This is a genomic window from Bifidobacterium sp. UTCIF-1, assembly GCF_006408915.1.
In the GTDB taxonomy this organism is placed as follows: Bacteria; Actinomycetota; Actinomycetes; order Actinomycetales; family Bifidobacteriaceae; genus Bifidobacterium; species Bifidobacterium reuteri.
Genome location: NZ_JFAG01000004.1, coordinates 49,096 through 72,875, shown reverse-complemented (window position 1 = coordinate 72,875; position 23,780 = coordinate 49,096). Strand labels below are relative to the sequence as shown.

The 23,780-nt window shown below is 58.9% G+C and carries 20 protein-coding genes, 5 tRNA genes and 1 pseudogene; 22 read left to right on the top strand and 4 right to left on the bottom strand.

Going from position 1 to position 23,780, the window contains the following annotated elements:
* The first annotated feature begins 264 nt into the window (after positions 1-264).
* Together hrcA and dnaJ are read left to right on the top strand one after the other, a co-directional pair.
* A complete protein-coding gene (hrcA, locus tag BW09_RS02920; RefSeq protein WP_140462742.1) occupies positions 265-1,389 on the top strand; it encodes a heat-inducible transcriptional repressor HrcA in 1,125 nt (374 codons plus the stop codon).
* A gap of 56 nt (positions 1,390-1,445) precedes the next feature.
* Complete coding sequence (gene dnaJ / locus BW09_RS02915) at positions 1,446-2,591, top strand: molecular chaperone DnaJ (protein WP_044088217.1); 1,146 nt, start codon at positions 1,446-1,448, stop codon at positions 2,589-2,591.
* Positions 2,592-2,665: 74 nt separating this feature from the next.
* Here the strand turns inward: dnaJ and BW09_RS02910 are convergent, their stop codons facing one another.
* Positions 2,666-3,457, bottom strand: a complete 792-nt coding sequence (locus BW09_RS02910) for a fructosamine kinase family protein (RefSeq protein WP_140462741.1) — start codon at positions 3,455-3,457, stop codon at positions 2,666-2,668.
* A 138-nt stretch (positions 3,458-3,595) separates the two neighbouring features.
* Between BW09_RS02910 and uppP the strand changes: the two genes are divergently transcribed.
* On the top strand, positions 3,596-4,480 hold the full coding sequence (gene uppP, locus BW09_RS02905) for an undecaprenyl-diphosphatase UppP (protein ID WP_044088215.1): 885 nt from the start codon (positions 3,596-3,598) through the stop codon (positions 4,478-4,480).
* Between the two features lie 264 nt (positions 4,481-4,744).
* Here uppP and BW09_RS02900 read toward each other — a convergent pair whose 3' ends face one another.
* Positions 4,745-5,578 carry a PAC2 family protein gene (locus tag BW09_RS02900; protein ID WP_044088214.1) on the bottom strand — a complete coding sequence of 278 codons (834 nt, stop codon included), beginning with the start codon at positions 5,576-5,578 and terminating at the stop codon, positions 4,745-4,747.
* Positions 5,579-5,736: 158 nt separating this feature from the next.
* Between BW09_RS02900 and BW09_RS02895 the strand changes: the two genes are divergently transcribed.
* The 17 genes and pseudogenes from BW09_RS02895 (at position 5,737) to BW09_RS02815 (ending at position 18,581) form a co-directional block, all read left to right on the top strand.
* Positions 5,737-5,809: transfer RNA gene (locus tag BW09_RS02895), tRNA-Gly, on the top strand.
* Positions 5,810-5,837: 28 nt separating this feature from the next.
* Positions 5,838-5,908, top strand: a tRNA-Cys gene (locus BW09_RS02890).
* A 40-nt stretch (positions 5,909-5,948) separates the two neighbouring features.
* Positions 5,949-6,020: transfer RNA gene (locus BW09_RS02885), tRNA-Val, on the top strand.
* Between the two features lie 47 nt (positions 6,021-6,067).
* A tRNA-Val gene (locus tag BW09_RS02880) sits at positions 6,068-6,140 on the top strand.
* 31 nt (positions 6,141-6,171) lie between these two features.
* Positions 6,172-6,247: transfer RNA gene (locus BW09_RS02875), tRNA-Gly, on the top strand.
* A gap of 186 nt (positions 6,248-6,433) precedes the next feature.
* Entirely contained in the window at positions 6,434-8,467 is a 2,034-nt protein-coding gene (gene thrS / locus BW09_RS02870) for a threonine--tRNA ligase (protein WP_140462740.1), read from the top strand.
* Positions 8,468-8,576: 109 nt separating this feature from the next.
* Positions 8,577-9,332 carry a YebC/PmpR family DNA-binding transcriptional regulator gene (locus BW09_RS02865; RefSeq protein ID WP_044088211.1) on the top strand — a complete coding sequence of 252 codons (756 nt, stop codon included), beginning with the start codon at positions 8,577-8,579 and terminating at the stop codon, positions 9,330-9,332.
* A 6-nt stretch (positions 9,333-9,338) separates the two neighbouring features.
* Entirely contained in the window at positions 9,339-9,923 is a 585-nt protein-coding gene (ruvC, locus tag BW09_RS02860; protein ID WP_044088210.1) for a crossover junction endodeoxyribonuclease RuvC, read from the top strand.
* Positions 9,924-10,013: 90 nt separating this feature from the next.
* Complete coding sequence (gene ruvA, locus BW09_RS02855; RefSeq protein ID WP_044088209.1) at positions 10,014-10,646, top strand: Holliday junction branch migration protein RuvA; 633 nt, start codon at positions 10,014-10,016, stop codon at positions 10,644-10,646.
* Entirely contained in the window at positions 10,643-11,707 is a 1,065-nt protein-coding gene (gene ruvB / locus BW09_RS02850) for a Holliday junction branch migration DNA helicase RuvB (protein ID WP_140462739.1), read from the top strand. The genes ruvA and ruvB overlap by 4 nt, the downstream gene beginning before the upstream one ends.
* Positions 11,708-11,820: 113 nt before the next feature.
* Positions 11,821-12,225: a preprotein translocase subunit YajC gene (gene yajC / locus BW09_RS02845; RefSeq protein WP_140462783.1), complete on the top strand. Its 405-nt coding sequence runs from the start codon at positions 11,821-11,823 to the stop codon at positions 12,223-12,225.
* Between the two features lie 79 nt (positions 12,226-12,304).
* Positions 12,305-12,886, top strand: coding sequence for an adenine phosphoribosyltransferase (locus tag BW09_RS02840; protein ID WP_044088204.1), 582 nt, complete (start codon positions 12,305-12,307; stop codon positions 12,884-12,886).
* Between the two features lie 128 nt (positions 12,887-13,014).
* Complete coding sequence (gene sucC / locus BW09_RS02835) at positions 13,015-14,217, top strand: ADP-forming succinate--CoA ligase subunit beta (protein ID WP_044088203.1); 1,203 nt, start codon at positions 13,015-13,017, stop codon at positions 14,215-14,217.
* Positions 14,217-15,128 (top strand): succinate--CoA ligase subunit alpha, encoded by a 912-nt coding sequence (sucD, locus tag BW09_RS02830; RefSeq protein WP_140462738.1) that lies wholly within the window; start codon positions 14,217-14,219, stop codon positions 15,126-15,128. Before sucC ends, sucD begins: the two co-directional genes overlap by 1 nt.
* 29 nt (positions 15,129-15,157) lie before the next feature.
* Positions 15,158-16,529: pseudogene (locus BW09_RS02825) on the top strand (DUF6350 family protein); the annotation flags it as partial.
* Positions 16,483-18,120 carry a bifunctional phosphoribosylaminoimidazolecarboxamide formyltransferase/IMP cyclohydrolase gene (gene purH, locus BW09_RS02820; RefSeq protein WP_044088201.1) on the top strand — a complete coding sequence of 546 codons (1,638 nt, stop codon included), beginning with the start codon at positions 16,483-16,485 and terminating at the stop codon, positions 18,118-18,120. The pseudogene BW09_RS02825 and the gene purH, both read left to right, overlap by 47 nt.
* A 158-nt stretch (positions 18,121-18,278) precedes the next feature.
* Positions 18,279-18,581, top strand: a complete 303-nt coding sequence (locus tag BW09_RS02815; RefSeq protein ID WP_081886515.1) for a DUF3017 domain-containing protein — start codon at positions 18,279-18,281, stop codon at positions 18,579-18,581.
* On the opposite strand, the gene BW09_RS02810 is transcribed toward BW09_RS02815, so the two are convergent.
* The gene (locus BW09_RS02810; RefSeq protein WP_044088200.1) at positions 18,480-19,436 is read right to left on the bottom strand and encodes an MIP/aquaporin family protein; all 957 of its coding nucleotides are present in this window, start codon (positions 19,434-19,436) and stop codon (positions 18,480-18,482) included. The two genes, BW09_RS02815 and BW09_RS02810, sit on opposite strands and share 102 nt — an antisense overlap.
* A gap of 205 nt (positions 19,437-19,641) precedes the next feature.
* Between BW09_RS02810 and BW09_RS02805 the strand changes: the two genes are divergently transcribed.
* Positions 19,642-20,412, top strand: coding sequence for a pseudouridine synthase (locus BW09_RS02805; protein WP_044088199.1), 771 nt, complete (start codon positions 19,642-19,644; stop codon positions 20,410-20,412).
* Complete coding sequence (gene der / locus BW09_RS02800) at positions 20,409-22,541, top strand: bifunctional cytidylate kinase/GTPase Der (protein ID WP_044088197.1); 2,133 nt, start codon at positions 20,409-20,411, stop codon at positions 22,539-22,541. The genes BW09_RS02805 and der overlap by 4 nt, the downstream gene beginning before the upstream one ends.
* 292 nt (positions 22,542-22,833) lie before the next feature.
* On the opposite strand, the gene BW09_RS02795 is transcribed toward der, so the two are convergent.
* Positions 22,834-23,616: a class I SAM-dependent methyltransferase gene (locus BW09_RS02795; protein ID WP_140462737.1), complete on the bottom strand. Its 783-nt coding sequence runs from the start codon at positions 23,614-23,616 to the stop codon at positions 22,834-22,836.
* Positions 23,617-23,780 lie beyond the last annotated feature (164 nt).

Here is a 23,780-nt window from a genome sequence, read left to right as displayed (position 1 = left end):
CGTGTTTTGGTAGTTTGTGTGCTGTTAGCGTTCACAATTCACATCGCTTCGCTACCGACGAACGCGTTAGCACTCGAAACTCATGAGTGCTAATACAATAAGTACAGGCACGTTTGCCGTTGCCATTGCGGCGTATAGCTTGCAAGACACGCCGATAGGTGCCGGAGTCCCCCTCCGCGTGTCGTTGCTTTGGTCGATGGACAACGTAGGGACGTACCACTACATGAATAATCGGTGAATTGTCGTATATATAAGGAGGCGCGCATGGCGCAATCTAGACGCATGCTGGTGCTGCGCGCCGTGGTCGAAGATTACATTCGCTCCCAGGAACCGGTGGGGTCCACCTCATTGACCAGGGACCATGATCTCGGCGTCAGCTCCGCCACCATAAGGAACGACATGGCGGCGCTTGAAGATGAGGGGTATCTCATCCAGCCCCATACCTCCGCAGGCCGCGTCCCCACGGAAAAGGGGTACCGGTATTTCGTGGATCGACTGGCCACGGTAGTGCCTCTCAGCGAGGCGCAGCGAAGAGGTATCAACAGTTTCCTCTCCGGCTCCGTCAGCCTGAAGGACGCGCTGCAACGAGCCGCCCGGCTGCTGTCGGAGATCACAGGTCAGGTCGCCGTAGTGGCATCCCCTTCGCTCGCCAAGGCGACGCTTCGGCATGTGGAAATGGTCCCGGTCGCAATGACGACGCTGCTTGCCGTGGTCATTACCGATACGGGTCAGGTAGCGCAGCATGGCCTTGCCGTGTCCGCCATGCCGGCTGTCGACGACATCAATCGGATTTCTTCGACAGTCAACGAGCAATGCAGTGGGCTGTCGCTGTCGTCGGCGGCGGAGAAGGTACGCTCCATAGCTGAGGAAGCCGAATTCTCCACGGTGCACGAAGTGGCGTGCGCACTGGCGGACGCCTTCGCCTCGATGGCATTGGACGAACGCGCGAACGAGCTGTACATGTCCGGCGCATCCCATCTGGCGCATTCGCGTTCACTGTCCGACCTCGCACCGCTATTTGACGCGCTTGAAGAGCAGGTGGTGCTGATGAAGCTGATGAGCAACCTCAGTGAAGAAACCAACGCCACCGGCGTCGGCGTGGCCATCGGCTCCGAAAGCCATACTCCTGGATTGCTGCATGCCTCGGTGGTCAGCAGCGGATACGGCCACAGCAACGCTGTGGCCGACCACGCACAGGATGGGGAATCATCGTCCAGTTCCACGGACGCCGGTGAGCCAGTGGCCTTCGTCGGATCGATCGGCCCGACGCACATGGATTATCTGGCCACCATGTCGGCCGTCAAGGCAGTCGCCCGATACCTCACGGCGTTCATTTCCGAGAACGGCATACAAGACCGGCCTGCAGCCGATCAGCACCATTCGCACTGACCGAGGGCTGTGGCACAATAACCCGCAGATCATTCGAACACAAAAGGAACATATCAGTGGCAGATTATTACGAAACCCTAGGCGTCGACCGCAATGCCAGCGATGCTGATATCAAGAAGGCCTACCGCAAGCTAAGCCGCAAATACCATCCGGATATCGCGGGGCCCGAGTTCGAGGACAAGTTCAAAGAAGTGAACAACGCCTATGAGGTGTTGTCGAATCCCGATAAGCGACGAATGTATGATTCCGGCGTGGACCCCAACGACCCCAACGCCGGCGCAGGCGGATTCTCCGGCGGATTCGGCGACATGAACGACGTGTTCTCCACGTTCTTCGGTTCGGCGTTCGGCGGGGGAGCGCAGGGACCGGTGCCACGCACCCAGCCGGGGCGGGATGCGCTGGCATCCGCCTCCATCGATTTGAGGACCGCAGTGTTCGGCGGCACCGCCCATGTGAAGATCAATACGTTCTCCCTCTGCCAGGATTGCGGCGGCTCAGGAGCCCAGGGAGGCGCCCAGCCGGTCACATGCCCGGACTGCCACGGTCGAGGATTCATGCAGAAGGTCGTTCGCACCATGCTCGGTCAGATGATGACATCCGCGCCGTGCGAACGTTGCGAGGGACATGGCACCATCATCAAGAATCCATGCCCGAGCTGCATGGGTCATGGACGCGTGCGTTCCACGCGCAATGTCGGCGTTACCGTCCCCGCCGGCATCAGCGACAACGCCCGTCTGCGTCTCGCCAATCAAGGCGAGGTCGGAGAAGGCGGCGGCGCAGCAGGCGACTTGTACATCGATATCCGAATCCGAGCGGACAAACAATTCACGCGCGACGGCGACGACCTCCATTGCTGGATTCAGGTTCCTATGAGTTGGGCGATTCTCGGCCACGACCTCGATATCGATACGTTCGACGGCAAACAGACCGTGAGCATCCCCGCCGGATGCCAGCCGGAGGACACCGTGACGCTCAAGGGATTGGGCGTCACGAATATCCGCAACAACGAAGAGCGCGGCGATCTCATCGCACATGTGAACGTCATGGTTCCGACCAAACTCAGCGACGACGAGCGCAGTCTCATCGAACAGTTCGCAGCATCCCATGATGCTGGCGCCTCACATGTATCCCAGGCATCACGCCCGCAGAACAGCACCCAGAAGAAAGGCTTCTTCTCCAAGCTGAAGGACGCACTCAGCTGAGCAAGCGTTGGAATAAGCCGCTTTCCCTTACGGCAGTAGGGGAGAGCGGCTTTTCCGTTTTCAGGTCTGTACGATCAGCCCAGCAGCGAACGGCACATGGAACGGTATTCGCTCACATAGCCGCCACCGAAGAAAACACAATGACCGGCGATGGGGTAGAGCTGCCACAGCGTCAGACGTTCCTGCCAGCCGGCCTTCAGCGGATGGGCGGTCTGATACCCTTCCATGATCTGCGTAAGGTAACTCATGCCGAACAGGTGGAGCATGGCGAGGTCCTCCTCACGATGGCCGCCATGTGCTGCAGGGTCGATGAGCACGGCCTCGCTATGGCCGGAATCGGCCGTCCACATCACGTTGCCGCTCCACAGGTCACCGTGAACACGCGCCGGCTTGTCGTCAGCGGCACGGCCCATGAGATCCGGCAAGGCCTCAATGACTTTCTCCGTCAATTCCACATCGCGATGGTCAAGCTCACCGCGCTTGACGCCCAGCTCCACCATCGGGCGAAGACGACCGTCGGCGAAATAGCTGATCGGATCACCCCACGTGCCAGTATCCATTTTCACCGGATCCTGCAGCGGCCCGAAATAGCAGGTGCCTTCGTAACCATCAGGGGCGGAACCGAAATACCGAGCTCCGGCATCATGCATATGAGCCAAAGCCACACCGAAATCATAGGCGGCCTTCGCCGTGGGGGAGGAGCTACTCACCCGCTCGATGTCGAGGTAGTCCTTGCCCCAACCATATACCTGAACCACACGGGGGCCTCCCTGCGGACGGGCGGCGCCCAGCCATTCAAGGCCTCGCCCTTCGCACTCGAAGAATCCTTGCGGGGCGAAAAGCCTGCTTTTACGATACGTTGCCATCGCGGTTCCCTTCCTCATGCTGTGTCGAGTCCCATTGTAGAAGCCATGTATGTCAACATTTCTTATTCTTAGCGGTGTTCTACACCCCATTAGGTAGTGTGTTCAACGTCATAACTAGATAAGGAAACAAGAGGGGTTATGAATTTCTTCCAAGCCATAGTTCTTGGCATCATTCAGGCGCTGACCGAATATCTCCCGGTCTCCTCCAGCGCTCATATCCGCATCTTCGGTGACCTGATGCTTGGCTCCGACCCCGGTGCCGCGTTCACCGCAATCATCCAGATCGGCACCGAGCTTGCCGTCATCCTGTATTTCCGCCATGACATCATCAATATCCTGACCCATTGGTTCGCCTGCCTGTTCGGGCGAAACGGCAAAGATTTCAAATCCCGCATGGGCAAGGGCGACTACTACGCCACCATGGGCTGGAATGTGATTGTCGGCTCCATCCCGATCGTCATCCTCGGTTTCACACTGCAGAACATCATCGAGACCACGCTGCGCAACCTGTGGATCACGGTCACCGTGCTGTTCCTCTTCGGCATCCTGCTGTGGATTGTGGATGCGCGCGCACGCCAGTCCAAGACGATGGCCGATATGACCTACCGGGACGCGTTCCTGTTCGGTCTCGGCCAGTCTTTGGCGCTGATTCCCGGCGTCTCCCGTTCCGGCGGTACCATCACCGTCGGTCGTGCACTCGGCTATGAGCGTGAGGCCGCGGTGCGCCTGAGCTTCCTTATGGCCATCCCCGCGGTATTCGGCTCCGGTCTGCTTGAGGCGGTGAAGGCGTTCAAGAACTACAAGTCCGATGCATTGTTCCCCGGCTGGGGGCCGACCATCGTAGCGGCCATCGTCTGCTTTGTCCTTGGATACATCGTCATCATCGGCTTCCTGAAGTTCGTATCGACCTTCTCATACAAGGCATTTGCGATCTACCGCATCGGCCTTGCCGTCGTGGTGGCGATTCTGCTGCTGCTCGGCGTATTGCCCGCCATCGACCCCTCGGTCGCGGCTGCGGCGTAACCGGTGCCGTTCCGCTGTGTCCCGTGAGGAATGCCGGGTAACACATCAGAACAGTCCTGAACACAGGGTGTTGCAACTGTCCATACAGATGCAACACCTTTGTTTTTTACAGAAAAAACAACTGTATGCACGACGCAACGCGCCTCAGGCTGGGGGTACCGCTCAGGCTACGGGTACCGCCTTGATACCGCCGACAGCCTCACAGCCCTTTATGATTGTCCGACGCCTCGAATGTCCGAGCCCTCACAGGCCTTCACCGTCCGGCTAATCGCCGATGTGCCTGAGGAAGTCCTCGGCTTCCTTGACCAATTGTTCTGCCTGAGGCGCTCCCGGCGAGGCCTCATCGTCGGCCTTGCATTTGAGATCGTATTCACGTTCCAAATGACTGACATAGTCACCCAGCTGATCGTTGCACCTGACCAGCACCGACGCCTGGGCCTTCCAATGATCTGCTTTGGCCTGCAAATCACCGGTATCGAACGAGAAACCGATACGCTCGCCCAATGCTCGCAGCAGACGCATGGTCCCTGCGGCGCATTCGTCACTGCCCAGATATTGGGGGATTGAGACCCACATCGAAGCATGCGCAAATCCCTGATCGGCAGCAGACGCATCCAGTACGGTGGGGATGCCCACCGGACCGTTGTATTCGCGATCACCCTCGCATTGGCAAGCCCCATCACTGACCGAGAGCGGCAATGGCCTGGTATGCGGACAATCGGAAAACATCGACCCCAACGTGATGATCTGATTGACATCGAGCTCCTCGGCAATGGCAAGACTCTCACTGCAATACTGCCGCCACCGGTAGTTAGGCTCCGGCGCGATCTGCGCATAGATATGACGGACGTCATCCAGAGCGATGTCATAGAACGTGGTCTGGGGCCATATGAGATTCGCATAACCCGCAGCGTGGCACATCATCGGACGCGACACCTGATAGTCGTAATAGCCATCGCAGTTGATATGGCGGACTTCGCGTGATTCGTATCGGCCGACAAGATGCCGAATGACATTCGTGGCAGCCTGGCACGCGTCATTCCATCCTTCGAACGCCGCGATCAGCACAGGCCCCGTCATATGCGCTTCTTCACTCATACCTTCAGGGTAACGTGTACAAGCCTGACAACATGTGCGCTTCAGCCATAAGCGAGCGTACCGCGAAAGAGACGACACGCCGTGGCTGGACGAATGCGATGCATGTGGGTATAGTAATCACTCGTGCTTCGGCAGGGGAAACCACTGCGGAGAGCATCGCGGACATAGCTTAGTTGGTAAAGCGCAACCTTGCCAAGGTTGAGACCGCGGGTTCGAGTCCCGTTGTCCGCTCTAGGTCCGATGAGTTGACAGACCTTACGGTGGGTTAGCCAAGCGGTTAGGCAGCGGCCTGCAAAGCCGTATAGACGAGTTCGACTCTCGTACCCACCTCTCAGGCATTGGATTATTCCAATGTGTTGACCAAAGACCCGGGCGGTTGGCGCAGAGGTAGCGCACTTCCCTGACACGGAAGGGGTCACAAGTTCGAATCTTGTATCGCCCACTCAAGGCGAAGTGATTCGTCATATATAACTGAATACCGAATTGTTCGGGCGATTGGCGCAGCGGCTAGCGCACTTCGTTCACACCGAAGGGGTCGTAGGTTCGATTCCTACATCGCCCACTGGAAACCGCTTCTCACGGCGGATTCCTCTGCGGACATAGCTTAGTTGGTAAAGCGCAACCTTGCCAAGGTTGAGACCGCGGGTTCGAGTCCCGTTGTCCGCTCCATTGCATAAGGCCTCGATATTACATCGAGGCCTTTTTCATTCCATCACCCCATCACCGGATGCATCTCGCAGACGCCGAAACCGTCGCGGCGTCATTGTCGTACGCCCAACCTATCGTGTCCACTGTTGATTAACCAGTCCAGGCCTGCACATTAGTACCGCGGACCCCGATAGTAAAGGACAAATCATGGCGCAAGCTACCATCTCCATAACAGTCAACGGCGAAGCAAAGGAGGTGGAAGCAACCGCAACCGGTGTCGAGCTGTTCTCTGATGACAAGAACATCATCGCAGTGCGCCTCAATGGTGAACTGCGTGACCTGTACACGCCGCTGTCCGACGGCGACAAGGTCGAATCCGTCGCACTCGACAGCGAGGACGGTCTGGGCATCATGCGCCATTCCGCCACGCACGTCATGGCCCAGGCTGTTCAGGAGCTGTTCCCGAACGCGAAGCTCGGCGTAGGCCCGATCATCAAGGACGGCTTCTACTACGACTTCCAAGTCGACCAGCCATTCACCCCCGATGACCTCAAGAACATCGAGAAGCACATGCAGCGGATCATCAAGTCCGCGCAGTCCTTCCGCCGTCGCACGGTCACCGAGGAGGAGGCGCTGGCCGAGGAGGCCGACCAGCCGTTCAAGATCGAGCTGATTCAGGATAAGGAAGCACACCTCGACCCGTCCACCGCCACTGAGATCTCCGACAAGGAGCTCAGTTTCTACGACAACATCGACCGAGACGGCAACGTGGTGTGGAAGGACCTGTGCCGCGGACCGCACCTGCCGAACACGCACTTCATCAAGGCCTTCAAGATCGAGCGCTCCGCCGCCGCCTACTGGCGCGGCAGCGAGAAGAACCCCACCATGCAGCGTATCTACGGCACCGCATGGGCCACCAAGGAGGACCTCAAGGCCTATCAGACACGTCTTGAGGAGGCTGCCAAGCGCGACCACCGCAAGCTCGGCGCCGAAATGGACCTGTTCTCATTCCCGGAGGAGATAGGCCCGGGTCTGGCCGTCTTCCACCCGAAGGGCGCCGCAGTGATCAACGCGATGGAGGACTACTCCCGCGAGATGCACCGCAAGTATCACTACAGCTTCGTACAGACCCCGCACATCACCAAGGGCGGCCTGTACGAGACTTCCGGCCACCTGCACTGGTACAAGGACGGCATGTATCCGCCCATGCATCTCGATGAGGAATACGACGACGAAGGCAACGTGACCAAGCCCGGCTTCGACTATTACCTCAAGCCGATGAACTGCCCGATGCACAACCTTATTTTCAAGTCCCGCCAGCGCTCCTACCGCGAGCTGCCGCTGCGTCTCTTCGAGTTCGGCACCGTGTACCGCTACGAGAAGTCCGGCGAGGTCCACGGCCTGACCCGCGTGCGAGGCCTTACGCAGGATGATTCCCACATCTACTGCACCCGCGAGCAGATGAAGGGCGAGCTGACCAACCTGCTCACCTTCGTGCTGAAGGTGCTCAAGGACTTCGGCCTGAGTGACTTCTACCTCGAGCTGTCCACCAAGGACCCGAACAAGTACGTGGGCTCCGATGAGATCTGGGAGGAGGCGACCAACACGCTTGCCGAGGTCGCCAAGGAGTCCGGTCTGCATCTCGTGGCCGATCCGGGCGGCGCCGCCTTCTACGGCCCGAAGATCTCCGTGCAGGCCCGCGACGCCATCGGCCGTACCTGGCAGGTCTCGACCATCCAGCTCGACTTCAACCTGCCCGAGCGCTTCCAGCTCGAGTACATCGCGAAGGATGGCACCCACCAGCGCCCGGTGATGATTCACCGTGCCCTGTTCGGCTCCATCGAGCGCTTCTTCGCCGTGCTGCTCGAGCACTACGCCGGTGCGTTCCCTGCATGGCTTGCTCCGGTCCAGGTGCTCGGCGTGCCGGTGGCCGATGAGTTCGCCCCGCACCTCGAGGAGTTCATCAAGTCCCTCGAGGACGAGATGGTCCGCTGCGAGATCGATTCCTCCGACGACCGCTTCGGCAAGAAGATTCGCAACGCCTCCAAGTCCAAGGTGCCGTTCATCCTCATCGTCGGCGAGGAGGACATGAACAACAACGCCGTGAGCTTCCGCTTCCGTGACGGTAGCCAACTCAATGGTGTGCCGGTGGACGAGGCCCGCACGAAGATCCTCACCGTGATCAAGAAGCGCGTCCAGGTCAACTCCGCAGACGACTTCAAGGCCGCCACCGAGGACTGATCGTCAGCATCCTCCAACCCTGTACAGGTAGGCCGGCAATCGGCGATGTCTGATTACCGGCCTACAATCATTTCGTTTGACATCATTCGATTAATCGCTAGGAGCATTAATGTCAGGTCATTCCAAGTGGGCGACCACCAAGCACAAGAAGGCCGCCATCGACGCCAAGCGCGGCAAGCTCTTCGCCAAGCTCATCAAGAACATCGAAATCGCCGCCCGTCTGGGCGGTGGCGACCCGGATGGCAACCCGTCTCTGTATGACGCCATTTACAAGGCCAAGAAGGCTTCCATGCCGGCCGACAACATCGCTCGCGCCGTCAAGCGTGGCGCTGGTGACGAAGACGGTGCCGCCAACTACGAGGACATCGTGTACGAGGGCTATGCTCCTGCCGGCGTCGGCCTCATCATCGAGTGCCTTACCGATAACCGCAACCGTGCCGCGGCCGAAGTGCGATCCACCCTGACCAAGGGCAATGGCTCCTTGGCCACCTCCGGCTCTGTCTCCTTCAACTTCGAGCGCAAGGGCCAGATCGTGGTTCCGTCCGAGGGCGTGGATTACGACAAGCTGTTCGAGACCGCTGCCGAGGCAGGTGCCGAGGATGTGGCCGACGACGGTGAGGTCTACACCGTGATCACCGGCCCGTCCGACCTGTTCGTGGTGCGCAAGGCGCTTCAGGATGCTGGTTTTGATTACGATTCCGCCGATCAGGTCATGCAGCCGAAGAACGAGGTCGAGCTGGGCCTTGAGGATGCCCGCAAGGTGTCCAAGCTCATCGACAACCTTGACGATCTTGATGATGTGCAGAACATCTACTCCAACTGGACCGCTTCCGATGAGGTCATGGCTCAGCTGGATGAGGAGTAATCCGCAGTGATCATCCTTGGCGTCGATCCCGGGCTTACACGTTGCGGGGTCGGCGTGATCGAAGCCGGCGAACATCGCCGGCTTTCTTTTATTCACGTCGACGTCGTACGTTCCTCTCCTGACATTTCCCAAGACCTGCGCCTGCTCGCCATCTACAACGGACTGTCCGAGAAAATGGATCGTTTCGCCCCGGATAGCGTCTCCATCGAACGAGTGTTCGCACAATCCAACCGCAACACGGTGCTTGGCACCGCCCAGGCAGCAGGTCTCGCCATGCTTGCCGCAGCACAGCGTAACATTCCGGTGGCTTTGCACACCCCCACCGAGGCGAAATTGGCCATTACCGGCAATGGCCAGGCACAGAAAGTCCAAGTCGAGCGCATGGTGACGCGCATTCTGAACCTCACCAAGATGCCTACTCCGGCCGATGCGGCCGATGCGCTTGCCTTGGCCATATGCCATGCCCTGCGACCTGCGGGCGCGCTGCAAGGCGGGGAACGTGAGCAGCATCTGACCGCTGCACAGCGTCAATGGGCCGAAGCCGCTCAGCATACGACACGTCGCCGTATTAATCATGATCGCGGCATGTAGTGGAGGGCATATAGTATACTTCGAACAGTTGTTCGAGCGTTTGATCCGAATGCTGAACAGCAGCATTCAGCCGAGCGAAAGGAGATGCGGATGATCGGGATGCTGACCGGACGAGTCGAGTCAGTGGAATCCGATATCGCACTGATCGACGTCTCCGGCGTGGGGTATGAGGTGCGCATGTCGTCAACAGACCTCGGCAGACTTCATGCCGGGCAGGAAACGCGCGTCTACACGTATATGAATATCTCGCAGGACGCTGTATCTCTGCATGGTTTTCTCGACCGCGACGCCAAAATGACATTCCTGCAACTGATCAAGGTCTCCGGCATCGGCCCAAAGGTGGCACAGTCGTTGCTTTCCACACTCACGCCGATTCAGCTGGTGAAAGCCATAGCCGATAATGATGCGACCGCACTCGCCAAAGCACCGGGACTGGGCAAAAAAGGCGCGCAGAAAATCATCCTGGAGCTCAAAGGTTCGATTGACCTGAACACGATTGAAGACGAAAGCGTCCCAACCGCATCGTCGAGCCGCGCAACAGTGGACAACGGTTCCGAACAGGTGGTGGAGGGACTCATGTCGCTGGGATGGCGTCAACAGGACGCCCAACAGGCCGTCGCCGAAGCCATCGCGGACAACGACATAGCGACGCCGCTGTCCGATGACGATGTGCCACGGGTCCTGCGATTCGCTCTCACCTTGATGGATAGGGGACGCTCATGAACGAATCCGTTGATTTCGGCACGTCGAATACTGGGGCCAACGAGGAATCGTTGCGCATGGTGTCATCGCAGCCCATCGGCAATGAGCCGGTCAGCGACGAGGAACTGCGGCCACATGTGCTGGATGGGTTCATCGGGCAGCCACGGCTCAAAGCCCAGCTCCAGCTGTTTCTGGATGCCGCGCGCAAGCGGGATGTGCCGCCTGACCATATTCTGCTGGCCGGTCCTCCGGGCTTGGGCAAGACCACGCTGGCCATGATCGTCGCCAATGAACTGGAAGTGCCGATTCGTGTCACTTCCGGACCTGCGGTGCAGCATGCGGGCGATCTGGCATCCATTCTCAGTTCGCTCGATACCGGCGAGGTGCTGTTCATCGACGAGATCCATCGTCTGCCGCGTGCGGCGGAGGAGCTGCTCTATATCGCGATGGAGGATTTCCGTGTAGACGTCATGGTGGGCAAAGGTCCGGGTGCAAGTTCAATTCCGCTGACCCTGCCGCGATTCACCGTGATCGGAGCAACAACACGCGAAGGCATGCTGCCGAGTCCGTTGCGCGCGCGTTTCGGGTTCACGGCGCATCTGGATTTCTATCCTCATGAGGAACTCGAGAAGCTCATCGAACGATCCGCGAATGTGCTGGGCGTGAATCTGGATGAAGGATCGGCCCATGAACTCGCCCTGCGGTCCAGAGGCACGCCGCGAATCGCCAATCGTCTGCTGCGACGAGTCCGAGACTGGGCCATAGTCCATGATCTGGTCATGGTGCGCCCCTCGGATGTCAAAGAGGCTCTGGCGCTCTACCAGATCGATTCCGAAGGATTGGACCGGCTGGATATTGCGGTGCTGAACGCCATAGTCCGCAATTTCAACGGTGGACCGGTAGGCTTGAACAACCTCGCCGCCATGGTGGGGGAGGAGTCCGAAACCGTGGAGACCGTCTGCGAGCCGTACCTGGTGCGTGAAGGCTTCCTGATGCGCACCCCCAAGGGGCGCGTCGCCACCGAGAAAGCATGGGCGCATCTGGGCATTACGCCCAAGGATGATGTCAGCAAGCTCTTCTAGACTTTAGCCTGTTTGCATAACGTGGTCGGATGTCAACATGGCGGCAGTCAGACGCCTGATGTTTGGATCGCGATGGTTTATTAAAGGAGTGTTCCGTGGATCCTTCATACGCAATGCTTATCGTCATGGTCGTGGTCATCGGCGGCATGATGTGGTGGCAGTCCAAGAAAGCCAAGCAGCAGCAGGCCGAAAAACAGGACTTTCGCCGCAATCTCAAGCCTGGTACTGAGATCATCACCATCGGTCAGGTGATCGGTAAGGTCGTCGAGGTCGATGAGCAGTACGAGGAAATCGTCATTGACTCCGAAGGCTCCAAGATGCGTTTCTCCTTCAACGCCATCGCCCGTGAATACACTCGTCCGGCTTATGTATCCGACGACGAAGTAGACGAAAACGGCAACCCCCTGCCGGACAACGCCAATGAGACCCCGACGGACGACGCCGAGGCGCAGAAGCCGATTGAAGGCGTCACTGCCGAGGTCGAGACCAAGTCCGGCGATAACGGCGAGGCCAAGTAACACATCGAATCCGCAAGGCAACAGTCCTTGCGGTAACGTACGGCGAAGAACCCGGTCAGGACCAAAGAGGCAAAGCAACATGGCACAGTCGGACATCACTATCGAGGCATTGAACACCGTAGGCAAGGAGGATGCCGAATATCTGGTATCACTGGTTCGTTCCGTACCAGGTTTTCCCAAGGAAGGCATCATCTTCCGTGATTTCATGCCGGTTATCGCAGATCCGCGGGGCTTGCAGATCCTGATTGCCGCGATCGCCGAAACGCTTCCGGTCGCCCCCGAACAGTTTGATGCGGTAGCAGGTCTTGAGTCCCGTGGTTTCCTGTTCGGGCCGATTCTCGCCGCGCAGCTCGGCAAGGGATTCATCGCAGTGCGTAAAGCCGGCAAGCTGCCGCCCGAGACCATCGGGGAATCCTATGACCTCGAATACGGCACAGCCAGTGTGGAAATCGAAACCAGCGCGGTCGCCCATGGCGAGCGAGTGCTCATCGTGGATGATCTCATCGCGACCGGCGGCACTGCCAAAGCCGCCGCAGACCTCATCGAAAAGGCCGGCGGGAAGGTGGCCGGATTCAGCTTCGTCATGCGTCTCAACGGATTGGATGGCATCGACAAGCTCGGTGACGTGCCGGTGACTTCCTTGATTTCGATGCCAGCGTGAGCAATATGCACAAGAGGCCCGTCTGGGCGTTTCGTTGATATCTCAGACAATAGACTCGGTTTTTACTCTTCCGGCATGTAGCATGTACAGTTACATGCCGGATTATTCATTTCAGCAGGGAAGGATCCATGGATCTTTACGAGTATCAGGCGCGAGAGTTGCTGGAAGAACAGGACATCCCCACTCCGGGTGCCATCTTCGCACAGAACTCCCATGAAGTCGCTGAAGCCGCAGATAAAATCGGATACCCGTGCGTCATCAAAGCACAGGTCAAAATAGGTCACCGCGGCCAGGCTGGCGGCGTGAAGATAGCGCACAACCGGGATGAAGCCATCCTGGAATCAGAGAGCATTCTTCCGATGACCATCCATGGTCACAAGGTCTCTGGCGTGCTGGTGGCCGAAGCGAAGAACGTGCTGCACGAATACTATGTCTCCATCTCGGTGGATCGCACCTCTCGAGATTTCGACGTGCTGGCGACCGCCAATGGCGGCACGGAAGTCGAGGAGATTGCCAAAGAGCATCCCGAATCGGTCAAAAGGCTGCACATAGAAGCATTGGGCGATTTCGATCTTGAGGCGGCCACCAAGATGGCCGAAGCCATCGGCTTCTACCACGCTGATGTGGATCAGGCCGCTCAGATTCTGCTCAAGATGTGGAAATGCTTCAAGGACAACGACGCCACATTGGTGGAGATCAATCCTCTGGCCAAAATCGGTGACCCTGATGACGAATCCACCAAGCAGCTTTGCGCGTTGGATGCCAAGATCTCATTGGACGACAACGCGTCATTCCGCCATGACGGCTGGACCCGTTTCATCGACCCGGTCGTTCCCGACCCATTCGAGCAGAAGGCGCGCGAGCATGGCCTGCACTACGTGCATCTGCATGGTGAAGTCGGTGTCATCGGCAACGGTGCAGGCCTGGTCATGAGCTCGTTGGACGCCGTCTCGGGTGCGGGCGAAGAACAGGGCACCGGCATCAAGCCGGCGAATTTCCTGGATATCGGCGGCGGCGCCTCAGCGACGGTCATGGCCAACAGCCTCGAAATCGTGCTCTCCGATCCGCAGGTGGAATCCGTGTTCATCAACGTCTACGGTGGCATCACCTCGTGTGTCGAGGTCGCCAATGGCATTCTCGAGGCGGTCAAGACGCTGGGAAGCCCCAAGCCCATCGTGGTGCGTTTCGACGGCAATGCGGCGGCGGAAGGACTTCATATCCTGGCTGAAGCCGCAAGACCGACCATCCACGTATCCGAAACCATGGAAGGCGCAGCCTACAAGGCGGCACAGCTCGCCGCCGAATCCACCCATTCCAAGGAGGTCCGCTGATGCTGTTCATTGAGGATGGCGCACCGGTCATCGTTCAGGGTATGACCGGCCATCAGGGCATGACCCATACTGCACGCATGCTGAAGGCGGGCACCAATATCGTCGGCGGCGTGAACCCGCGTAAGGCTGGGACTTCGGTCACATTCTCCGCCGCTCATGACGGCCAGGATGCGAGCATCCCCGTATACGCCAACTGCGGTGAGGCGCGGGAGGCCACCGGAGCCAAGGCGAGTGTGGTGTTCGTGCCGCCGCGTTTCGCCAAGAGCGCTGTAGTGGAAGCGGTCGAAGCCGGCATCGAGCTCGTCGTGGTCATTACCGAAGGCATTCCGGTATCCGACTCCGCATATTTCGTGGAGCTGGCCCAGCAGAAAGGCGTTCGCATCATCGGACCGAATTGTCCCGGTCTTATCACGCTCGGCAATCCCGGAGTCAATCTGGGCATCATCCCGGATGGCATCGTCGCCCGCGGGCCGTTGGGACTGGTGTCCAAGTCGGGTACGCTCACCTATCAGCTGATGGGCGAGCTCTCGGACATCGGCTTCACCGCATGCCTGGGCGCTGGCGGCGACCCCATCGTGGGTACCACGCTGCTGGAGGCATTGGAGGCATTCGAAGCGGATCCGAACACCAAGGCCGTCATGATGATCGGTGAGATCGGTGGTTTTGCCGAACAAGAGGCCGCCGCATGGGCCAAGGAGCATATGACCAAACCCGTCGTGGCATATATCGCCGGATTCACCGCACCCGAAGGCAAGCAGATGGGTCATGCAGGAGCCATCGTCTCCGGAGGCAAGGGCACTGCACAGGACAAGAAGAACGCCTTGGAGGCAGCTGGCATCCCGGTGGGCAAGACCCCGGGTCAGGCTGCGCAGATCATGCGCGACCTGCTCGCCAAGATCGACCTGGCCTGATCGCCCGAATAGCCAACAGAACGGTCTCCATGAAAACAGTGATACGCCAATGGCTGCGAGGAATCGTCGTGTCCCTTGCAGCCATGGCCGTGTATGCCATCGCATTGGGATGCTTCATAGCGTTGATGCTTCTCGTCATATCCATGGAAGAGGGCGGCGATAACCTCACGTCCAGCACTGTGCCCCTTACGCAGGCCATAGTGCTGCTGAGCGAGGGATCCGGTTTCATCACCGACGCGGTGACCCTTACCATTACACCGTTGTTGCTCACCATCCTGCTCATCTGGCTCATCGATGCCCTTGCGATACGACTGCAGGCCGTCAGCATCCATGCCTTTCTGCCCGGACTCATCACATGGCTGATCATCAACCAGTGCTTCCAGCTGTCGCTGGGCGGGGGATTGGTGGATGCCGGCTGGCTTGTGCTCGTCAAATCGGCGTTGGTGTATGCGCTGGGCTATGGACTCGCCGGCATTATGCATTCGTCCATCATCGATGCGGTCTCCCGGGCAGCCGGAACCGTGCTGTCCCCGCAGGCGACCCGTTGCGTCAAGCTCGGCGGATTGGTCAGTGCGTTGATCATGGCATTGTATTTGCTGGCCGGAACGATAACGGTGATCATCTGGATTGTCTTGAACCATAATGCCGTGGGTTCCATATTCGCGATGTCCGGTATGGAGAACGGGTCGCGTATCCTCACCACCATCGCGATGATCATATGGCTACCTAACCTGGTGATATGGGCGATGTCGTGGCTCTTCGGAGCTGGATTCTCAATCGGCGAACTGGCCAGTTTCACCCTCTGGGTCGGTCAATCGAACGACTTGCCGGCGGTCCCGGTGTTCGGTATTCTTCCCGAACCGGTCACCAGCGAATTGTGGCGGACAGTGGCCATGAGCATTCCATTCGCCACCGCGCTGGTGGTCGGCCTGCTGGTGCTGTTCCTCCCTCAGGGATTCCGTTACAGGCCTTTGGACGTCCGAGATGCGCAATTGCGCGGTTCGGTGGCGATCCATCTGGCGTACCCCGCAGCCACGTTCTGCATCAGCGCAGCGCTGCTCTCCCTTGGTGCGACGCTCCTGTTCACCGTGTCCAACGGATCGCTTGGGCAGCATCGCCTCGCACACGTAGGCGTCGACGTGATGGCTTCGACCCAGACCATCGGCCATGCAGCGGCGTTGGGACTTCTCGCAGCCTGGCTTGTCGCGCTGATTGGCACAGCACTTGTTTTTTCGGTATTCTGGATTATTGGAAAAGTCAAGTCTTCCAGCACCACTGTTCCTGCAGCTGTCCGTTCCACGTCTCAGCCGCGCTCACATATGTCTCAACCCGAACAATCCAAGGAGGAACAAGGATGACAAACACGAACAGGCCGATACGACGGGCACTGGTTTCCGTCTTCCACAAGGAGGGAATCGAAGTACTCGCCGACGCGTTCGTGAAGGCAGGTACAGAGGTCGTCTCCACTGGTTCGACCGCCAAGAGGCTCATGGAACTGGGCGTCAAGGTCACTGAGGTGTCTCAAGTCACCGGATTCCCTGAATGCTTGGATGGTCGCGTCAAAACCCTTCACCCGTATATTCATGCAGGGATTCTGGCTGACATGACGAACCCCGAGCATGCGAAGCAGCTTGAGGAGTTTGGCATCAAGCCGTTCGATCTGGTCGTCGTCAACCTCTATCCGTTCGCCGATACCGTACGTTCCGGCGCCAACGAAGCGGATACCATCGAGAAAATCGACATCGGCGGCCCCTCCATGGTCCGTGGCGCAGCCAAGAACCATGCGACTGTGGCCATCGTCACCGATCCCGGCGATTATGCACTGGTCGCAGCCCGTGTGGCTGACGGCACCGGTTTCTCGCTGGAGGAACGCAAGTGGCTGGCGGCCAAGGCATTCGCGCACACCGCCGCCTATGACGCCACCATCAATGAGTGGGCCGCCAAGCATTGGACGAAGCCGGCTTCCCTTGCCGACACGGAGATCGATACGGACGATCAGGGCACGGAAGTCGATTCCGCGAAGTTCCCCGCCCAGTACACCCGCACCTGGGATCGTGCGCATACGCTGCGCTACGGCGAGAACTCCCACCAGCAGGCCGCCCTGTACATCGATCCGCTGAATCAGACCGGTTTCGCCCATGCTGAGCAGCTAGGCGGCAAGCCGATGAGCTACAACAACTATGTGGATGCGGATGCGGCATGGCGCACGGTATGGGATATGGCTCCGGCCATCGCCGTGGCTGTGGTGAAGCACAACAATCCATGCGGACTGGCCATCGGCGCCACAGCTGCCGAAGCCCACAAGAAGGCCCATGCCTGTGATCCGATGAGCGCATACGGCGGCGTGATCGCATGCAACTCCAAGGTCACGCTGGATATGGCCGAAAGCGTACGTCCGATCTTCACCGAGGTGATCGTAGCTCCGAACTATGAGCCCGAAGCATTGGAACTGCTGAAGACCAAGAAGAAGAACCTGCGTATCCTCAAGGTGGCGGAACCGCCTAAGGGCCATGAATCCGTACGCCAGATCGATGGGGGACTGCTGGTGCAGGACACCGATCTGATCAACGCCACCGGTGATGATCCCGATGCATGGAAGCTGGTGTCCGGCGACCCCGCCGACGAGTCCACGCTCAAGGATCTGGTGTTCGCATGGCGTGCCATCCGCTGTGTGAAGTCGAACGCCATCCTTCTGGCGCATGACCAGGCGACCGTCGGCATCGGCATGGGTCAGGTGAATCGTGTGGACTCCTGCCATCTGGCCGTCGAGCGTGCAAACACGCTCGCTGATGGTGCGGACCGTGCCACCGGCTCAGTTGCCGCATCCGATGCGTTCTTCCCCTTCGCCGATGGCGCCCAAGTGCTTATCGATGCCGGCGTGAAGGCCATCGTGCAGCCTGGAGGATCCATTCGCGATGAAGAGGTCATCGAAGCCGCCAAGAAGGCCGGCGTGACCATGTACCTGACCGGTACCCGCCACTTCTTCCACTGATCCTCTGCCGTTCCCCTCGAACGGAACCATGACAACACCATGACAGCGGCTGGGTTTCTGAAAGTTTGCGATGCAAACCGGCAGAAACCCAGCCGCTGTTGTTTACCTGCTATTCTGTTCACGTACCTCATGTACCTCAAGCGACACAAGGAAGCAACATGCGCAATCATCCTTTCGTATCCGAAGCCCACGAAGGCAAACCTTGGTTCGAATGGATCGTGCTCGGCATCGTTGTCGTCATCACGGTGATTGCCGCATCCGGATACACGATGGCCGCCACAGTATTGCTTGCTGTGACGGCCATCGGCACCGGGCTTATTCGTCTTGTGCTACGGGAGAAAAGCCCTTGGAAAGTACGCTCAGTGGCGTTCGATTCCTTCATCGGCATCGCGCTGGGAATCGGCTTGCTGATCACGTACTTCAGCTTCTTCGGCCCGCTCGCCGGCACCTTCCTGCACTGAGTCCTGTACGGTCTGGTCTGCGACGTCCTCTTGGACATCCGCAGTCACCTGGCCATCAGCCTCATCAGCCACGGAATCATAGGCCTTGGGCTTCGGCGTAGTAGCCATCTGCACGACGATCATGACCAACGCCACGATTGCGGCGGCCAGCACCGGAGCGATCCAGAACACCCACAGCTGCTGCACAGGGTTCTGGGTCAAGCCCTCGTTTATGGCAGCCAATGCGATACCCGTGGAGCGTGCCGGATTCAGGCCAGCGCCGGTCACCGGATAGCTGATCGCCACGGCGATGCCGTACGCGCCGCCCATGGTCAGCGCATAGCGATCGGAATTCGTGCCATCTGCGCTCATGGACGACATGGCGGCGGCCACCACCACCAGCGAGCCGATCACCTCGACCACGATCGCCAAAGTCACCGAGAACGTGATGCCGTACTGGGTCAGCAACGAATATGACACCGAACCTTGCTCGAAACCGTTGACGGCGGGGGAGAGCCACACCTTGGCTGCGACCTGCTCGGAAGTGGGGAGCAGCTTCACCACAGCGAACGCCGCGGCGATGGCGCCGATTACCTGCGCGATGACATACAGGATGCCGTCCGCCAGTTTGGTTTTCGCGGTGAGCACCGCTGCCACGGTGACGGCAGGGTTCAGTTGAGCGCCGGACACGCGTGCGAATAGCGCGGAGATGACCGCATAGGACAGACCTGTGGCGAGCGGCGCGAACACAACGTTCACACCATATACGGCGGAGCCCCAGGTGGAGAACGCGTAAATGGCAAAGCACAGCAGAAGGCTGCCGGCCAGTTCTGCGCATACGCGCAGGGCCAGCGGCTGTTGCTTGGTTTTTTCCATGATTTATTTCCTTTTCATCTGTTGGAAGGCGAGCGAACCCGCACAAACGGTTGCAAGTCTATCAGCAGTCCAACGATGCGGTATTATGGATAAGTTGAAAAAGGCTGTGAATGTCAGCCTGTCACTGATACAACTCACTGATATAACACCATAAAGATGAGATCAGGCCGCATATGGCGGCCTGCCCGGCCACGTTGGGAGAACGATGCCAAACGCATATTCCCGCGCCCAGATGGCGCATGATGATACCGATTCCATTCGACTCCAGAAGCTGCTTGCCCAAGCCGGTTTCGGATCCCGCCGCAAATGCGAGCTGATGATCACCGAAGGCCGTGTCGAGGTGGACGGCGAACTGGTCACCGAACTCGGTTCACGAGTCAATCCGAAGACCCAGCAGGTACGCGTGGACGGTTCACGCGTACGTGTGAATCCGAACCATGTCACGCTGGCGCTGAACAAGCCGCGCAGGGTCCTTTCCGCCATGGAGGACCCGAAAGGGCGTTACACGTTGCGCGACATCGTCGGCGACAAGTATGAGCGCATCTTCCACATGGGCCGCTTGGATTATGATTCCGAGGGCCTGATTCTGATGACCAATGACGGCGAGCTGTCCCAGCACGTCATGCATCCCAAGTATGAAGTCGAAAAGACCTATATCGCCACGGTGGAGGGCCGGCTGTCCGGCACCGTATGCCGCCGTCTCGTCAAGACCGGCGTGCAGCTCGATGACGGCTGGATCAAGCTCGACCATTGCGCGATCATCGACGCGACCCGTGATTTCACCATGGTCAAGGTCGTATTGCATTCCGGCAAGAACCGCATTGTCCGTCGTATCTTCGGCTCGATCGGTTTCCCCGTCAAGCGCCTGGTACGCACGCAGATCGGCCCGATCAAGCTCGGTGAAATCAAGCCCGGCTCGTATCGCGTGCTCTCCCAGACCGAGGTTCGTGCACTGTCCAAGGAGGTCGGCCTGTGATTCGTGTCGCCATTGATGGACCAGCCGGCGTGGGCAAATCCTCCACGTCCAAGGCGCTGGCCAAATATTTCGGATATGCCTATCTGGATACGGGAGCCATGTACCGAGCCTGCGCTTGGTGGTGTCTGAAGCAGGGCATCGATCTGGACTCCGAACAGGTCGATGAACGGACTGTGACCGAGACGGTGGGTGATTTCTTCACCGGCGATCATTTCGACATCTCCGTGAACCCCGACGATCCGCGCGTCTTCGCCGACGGCGAAGACATTTCCGATGCCATCCGCTCCTCGGAAGTCTCTTCGCATGTGTCGAAGGTGTCAAATGTGATTCCCGTGCGTAATGTGCTCATCGCTGCGCAGCGTGCCTACATCGCCCGCGAAGCCGCTCCCGACTCCTTCTCGGAGGGGCTCGGCATTGTCGCGGAAGGTCGTGACATCACCACCGTGGTGGCTCCTGACGCCGAAGTGCGCGTGTTGCTGACCGCCCGTGAGGAGGTGCGTCAGGCACGTCGCAGCGGTCAGGCCGCTGCGGGAGTGGGAGCGGAGAATGTCGTCGCACGGGACAAGGCCGACTCCAAGGTCACCAGCTTCATGACCGCCGCCGATGGCGTCACCACCATAGACAACTCGGATTTGGATTTCGAGCATACGCTGGACATGCTGATCGGCATGGTGGAGGATGCCATCGAAAACCAGGAATACGAGCAGTATGCCGCCAATCTCGAAGGCTATGACCTTGATGAGGCGGACAAGGCGCTGGTCGAGGGACGTGGCCCAGCCGCGGGTTCCGTCAAATCAGGGCCAAAACCTGTCGGCGTGCTTGCCATTGTGGGACGCCCGAACGTGGGCAAATCCTCGTTGGTGAACCGTATTCTCGGTCGTCGTGCCGCAGTGGTGGAGGATACTCCCGGCGTGACACGTGACCGTGTCAGCTACGATGCGGAATGGGCCGGTACCGACTTCAAGCTGGTCGATACCGGTGGTTGGGAAGCCGATGTCGAAGGCATCGATTCGGCGATTGCCTCGCAGGCGCAGATGGCCGTGCAGCTGTCCGATGCCGTGGTGTTCGTGGTCGATGCACAGGTGGGCATGACCGATACCGATGAACGTATCGTCAAGATGCTTCGTGCGGCCGGCAAGCCGGTGACCTTGGCGGTCAACAAGATCGACGATCAGGCGAGCGAATACATGGCCGCCGAATTCTGGAAGCTTGGTCTCGGCGAACCATATGCGGTGTCCGCCATGCACGGCCGCGGCGTGGGCGACATGCTTGATGTCGCGCTCGACAAGCTGAAGAAGGCCGAGAAGACCTCCGGATTCCTCACACCGTCGAACCTGCGTCGCGTGGCTCTGGTGGGTCGGCCGAACGTGGGCAAATCCTCCCTGTTGAACCAGCTCGCTCGCGAGGAGCGTTCCGTGGTCAACGATCTGGCCGGCACCACTCGTGACCCTGTCGATGAGATCATCGACATCGACGGCGAGGATTGGCTGCTCATCGATACGGCCGGCATCAAACGCCGTCAGCATAAGCTGACCGGCGCGGAATACTATTCTTCGTTGCGTACCCAAGCCGCCATCGAGCGTTCCGAGCTGGCGCTAATCCTGTTTGATGCCTCACAGCCTGTTTCGGATCAGGACCTGAAGGTCATGTCCACGGCCGTGGACGCCGGTCGCGCGATTGTTCTGGTGTTCAACAAATGGGACGCGATGGACGATTTCGACAAGCAGCGCCTCGAACGACTGTGGACCACCGAATTCGATCGCGTGACCTGGGCGCAGCGTGTGAACCTGTCCGCCAAAACCGGCTGGCACACCAATCGTCTGGCAAGCGCCATGCGCTCGGCGCTGGAATCCTGGGATCAGCGTGTTCCCACAGGAAAGCTCAACGCCTTCCTCGGCAAGATCCAGGCCGCGCATCCGCATCCGCTGCGCGGTGGCAAGCAGCCGAGAATCCTGTTCGCCACGCAGGCATCCACGCGCCCGCCGCGCTTCGTGATCTTCGCCACCGGCTTCCTCGATCACGGATACCGCCGCTACATCGAACGCTCGCTGCGCGAGGAGTTCGGCTTCGAAGGCACTCCGATTCAGATTTCGGTGAACATCCGCGAGAAGAAGGGCAAGAAGAAGTAGCGAATACTGCTCGATGGCGCCTCTGCTTTTGCAAAGATGCTGCAGAGGCGCCATCGAAGCGTTATGCCATCAATGTCATGCGGCTGAATGTTCCGTGTTTTGCGGTTCATGCCGTATACATCAGTTCACGATTGTGATATACGGCGTCACACGATGCCACACACGGGCGGTAACCCGGTTGTGCAGTCGCATGGCACGAATACCGAGCCATACATTCATGACGTATCAGCAGGCATGCCATCACGGTTATACCAATCACGGTTATGCCAGCCATGGTCATATGCGGCGCGACTCAGATTCGTCTCAACTCGGCCATGGCCGCATAATGCAATACCTCAAAGCGAGGCGGCGCGATGCGTTCCAGCAGTGCCATATGCTCACGCTCCCATGCGGCAACCTGCGCCGAATCAAGCGATGCACCGACACCCCGGCACGCTTTCATCCTTCCGTTCCAACTCTCCCGGGTGAATGGCACCTCCAGCTTGCGCTCCTCATGATGGACCAGCTCGAAACCACGGAGATAGCAACCCGGCACATCGATTGGATGCATGCGTTCGCCAGCACCGCTCCAATGAGGACTGTACTTGAGAATGAGACGCTCGCTCGCACCGGCGACCGGGTCCTCGAACGGCAGCCACTCCATCACCATGACCAGGAATGTGCCACCCGGTTTGAGCAGACGATGCAACCTCTCGCATACCATCTCATGGTTGAAATACCAGAAGCATTGGCACGCTGTGACGACATCGAACGAACCATCCGGAAAAACGGCATCTTCAGCCTTCGATACGCGGTATTCGATGTCCATTCCCTTGGAAAGCAGACGCGCCTGTTCAATCTGAGGCCCGGAAACATCGATTCCTGTCCACGAAGCGCCATACCGCGCCATGTTGCGTGGCAACACACCAGTACCTGTGCCCAAATCAAGCACGTGCTGCCCATCCCTGCACAATCCTCGATTGAGAATCATCCGGTAGAACTCCGGAGGATAAATATCACGGTATTTTGCGTAGTCGGCCGACACTTTTCCCCAGTCGAACGGCGTGCCGCCATCTATGCGTTCATCAACAATCATCAGGCATCACCTTCTTAAGTCTCACCCCATCTTTCCACGCATGGACAGTATCTCGACATGGGATGTATCTCTGGGCATACGAGAGCCTCCGAGCGCATTCCCGACTTCGAGGATGTCACTCCCGAAGACATGTTTCAGAAACATACCACTGTCGAAGTAGCTGG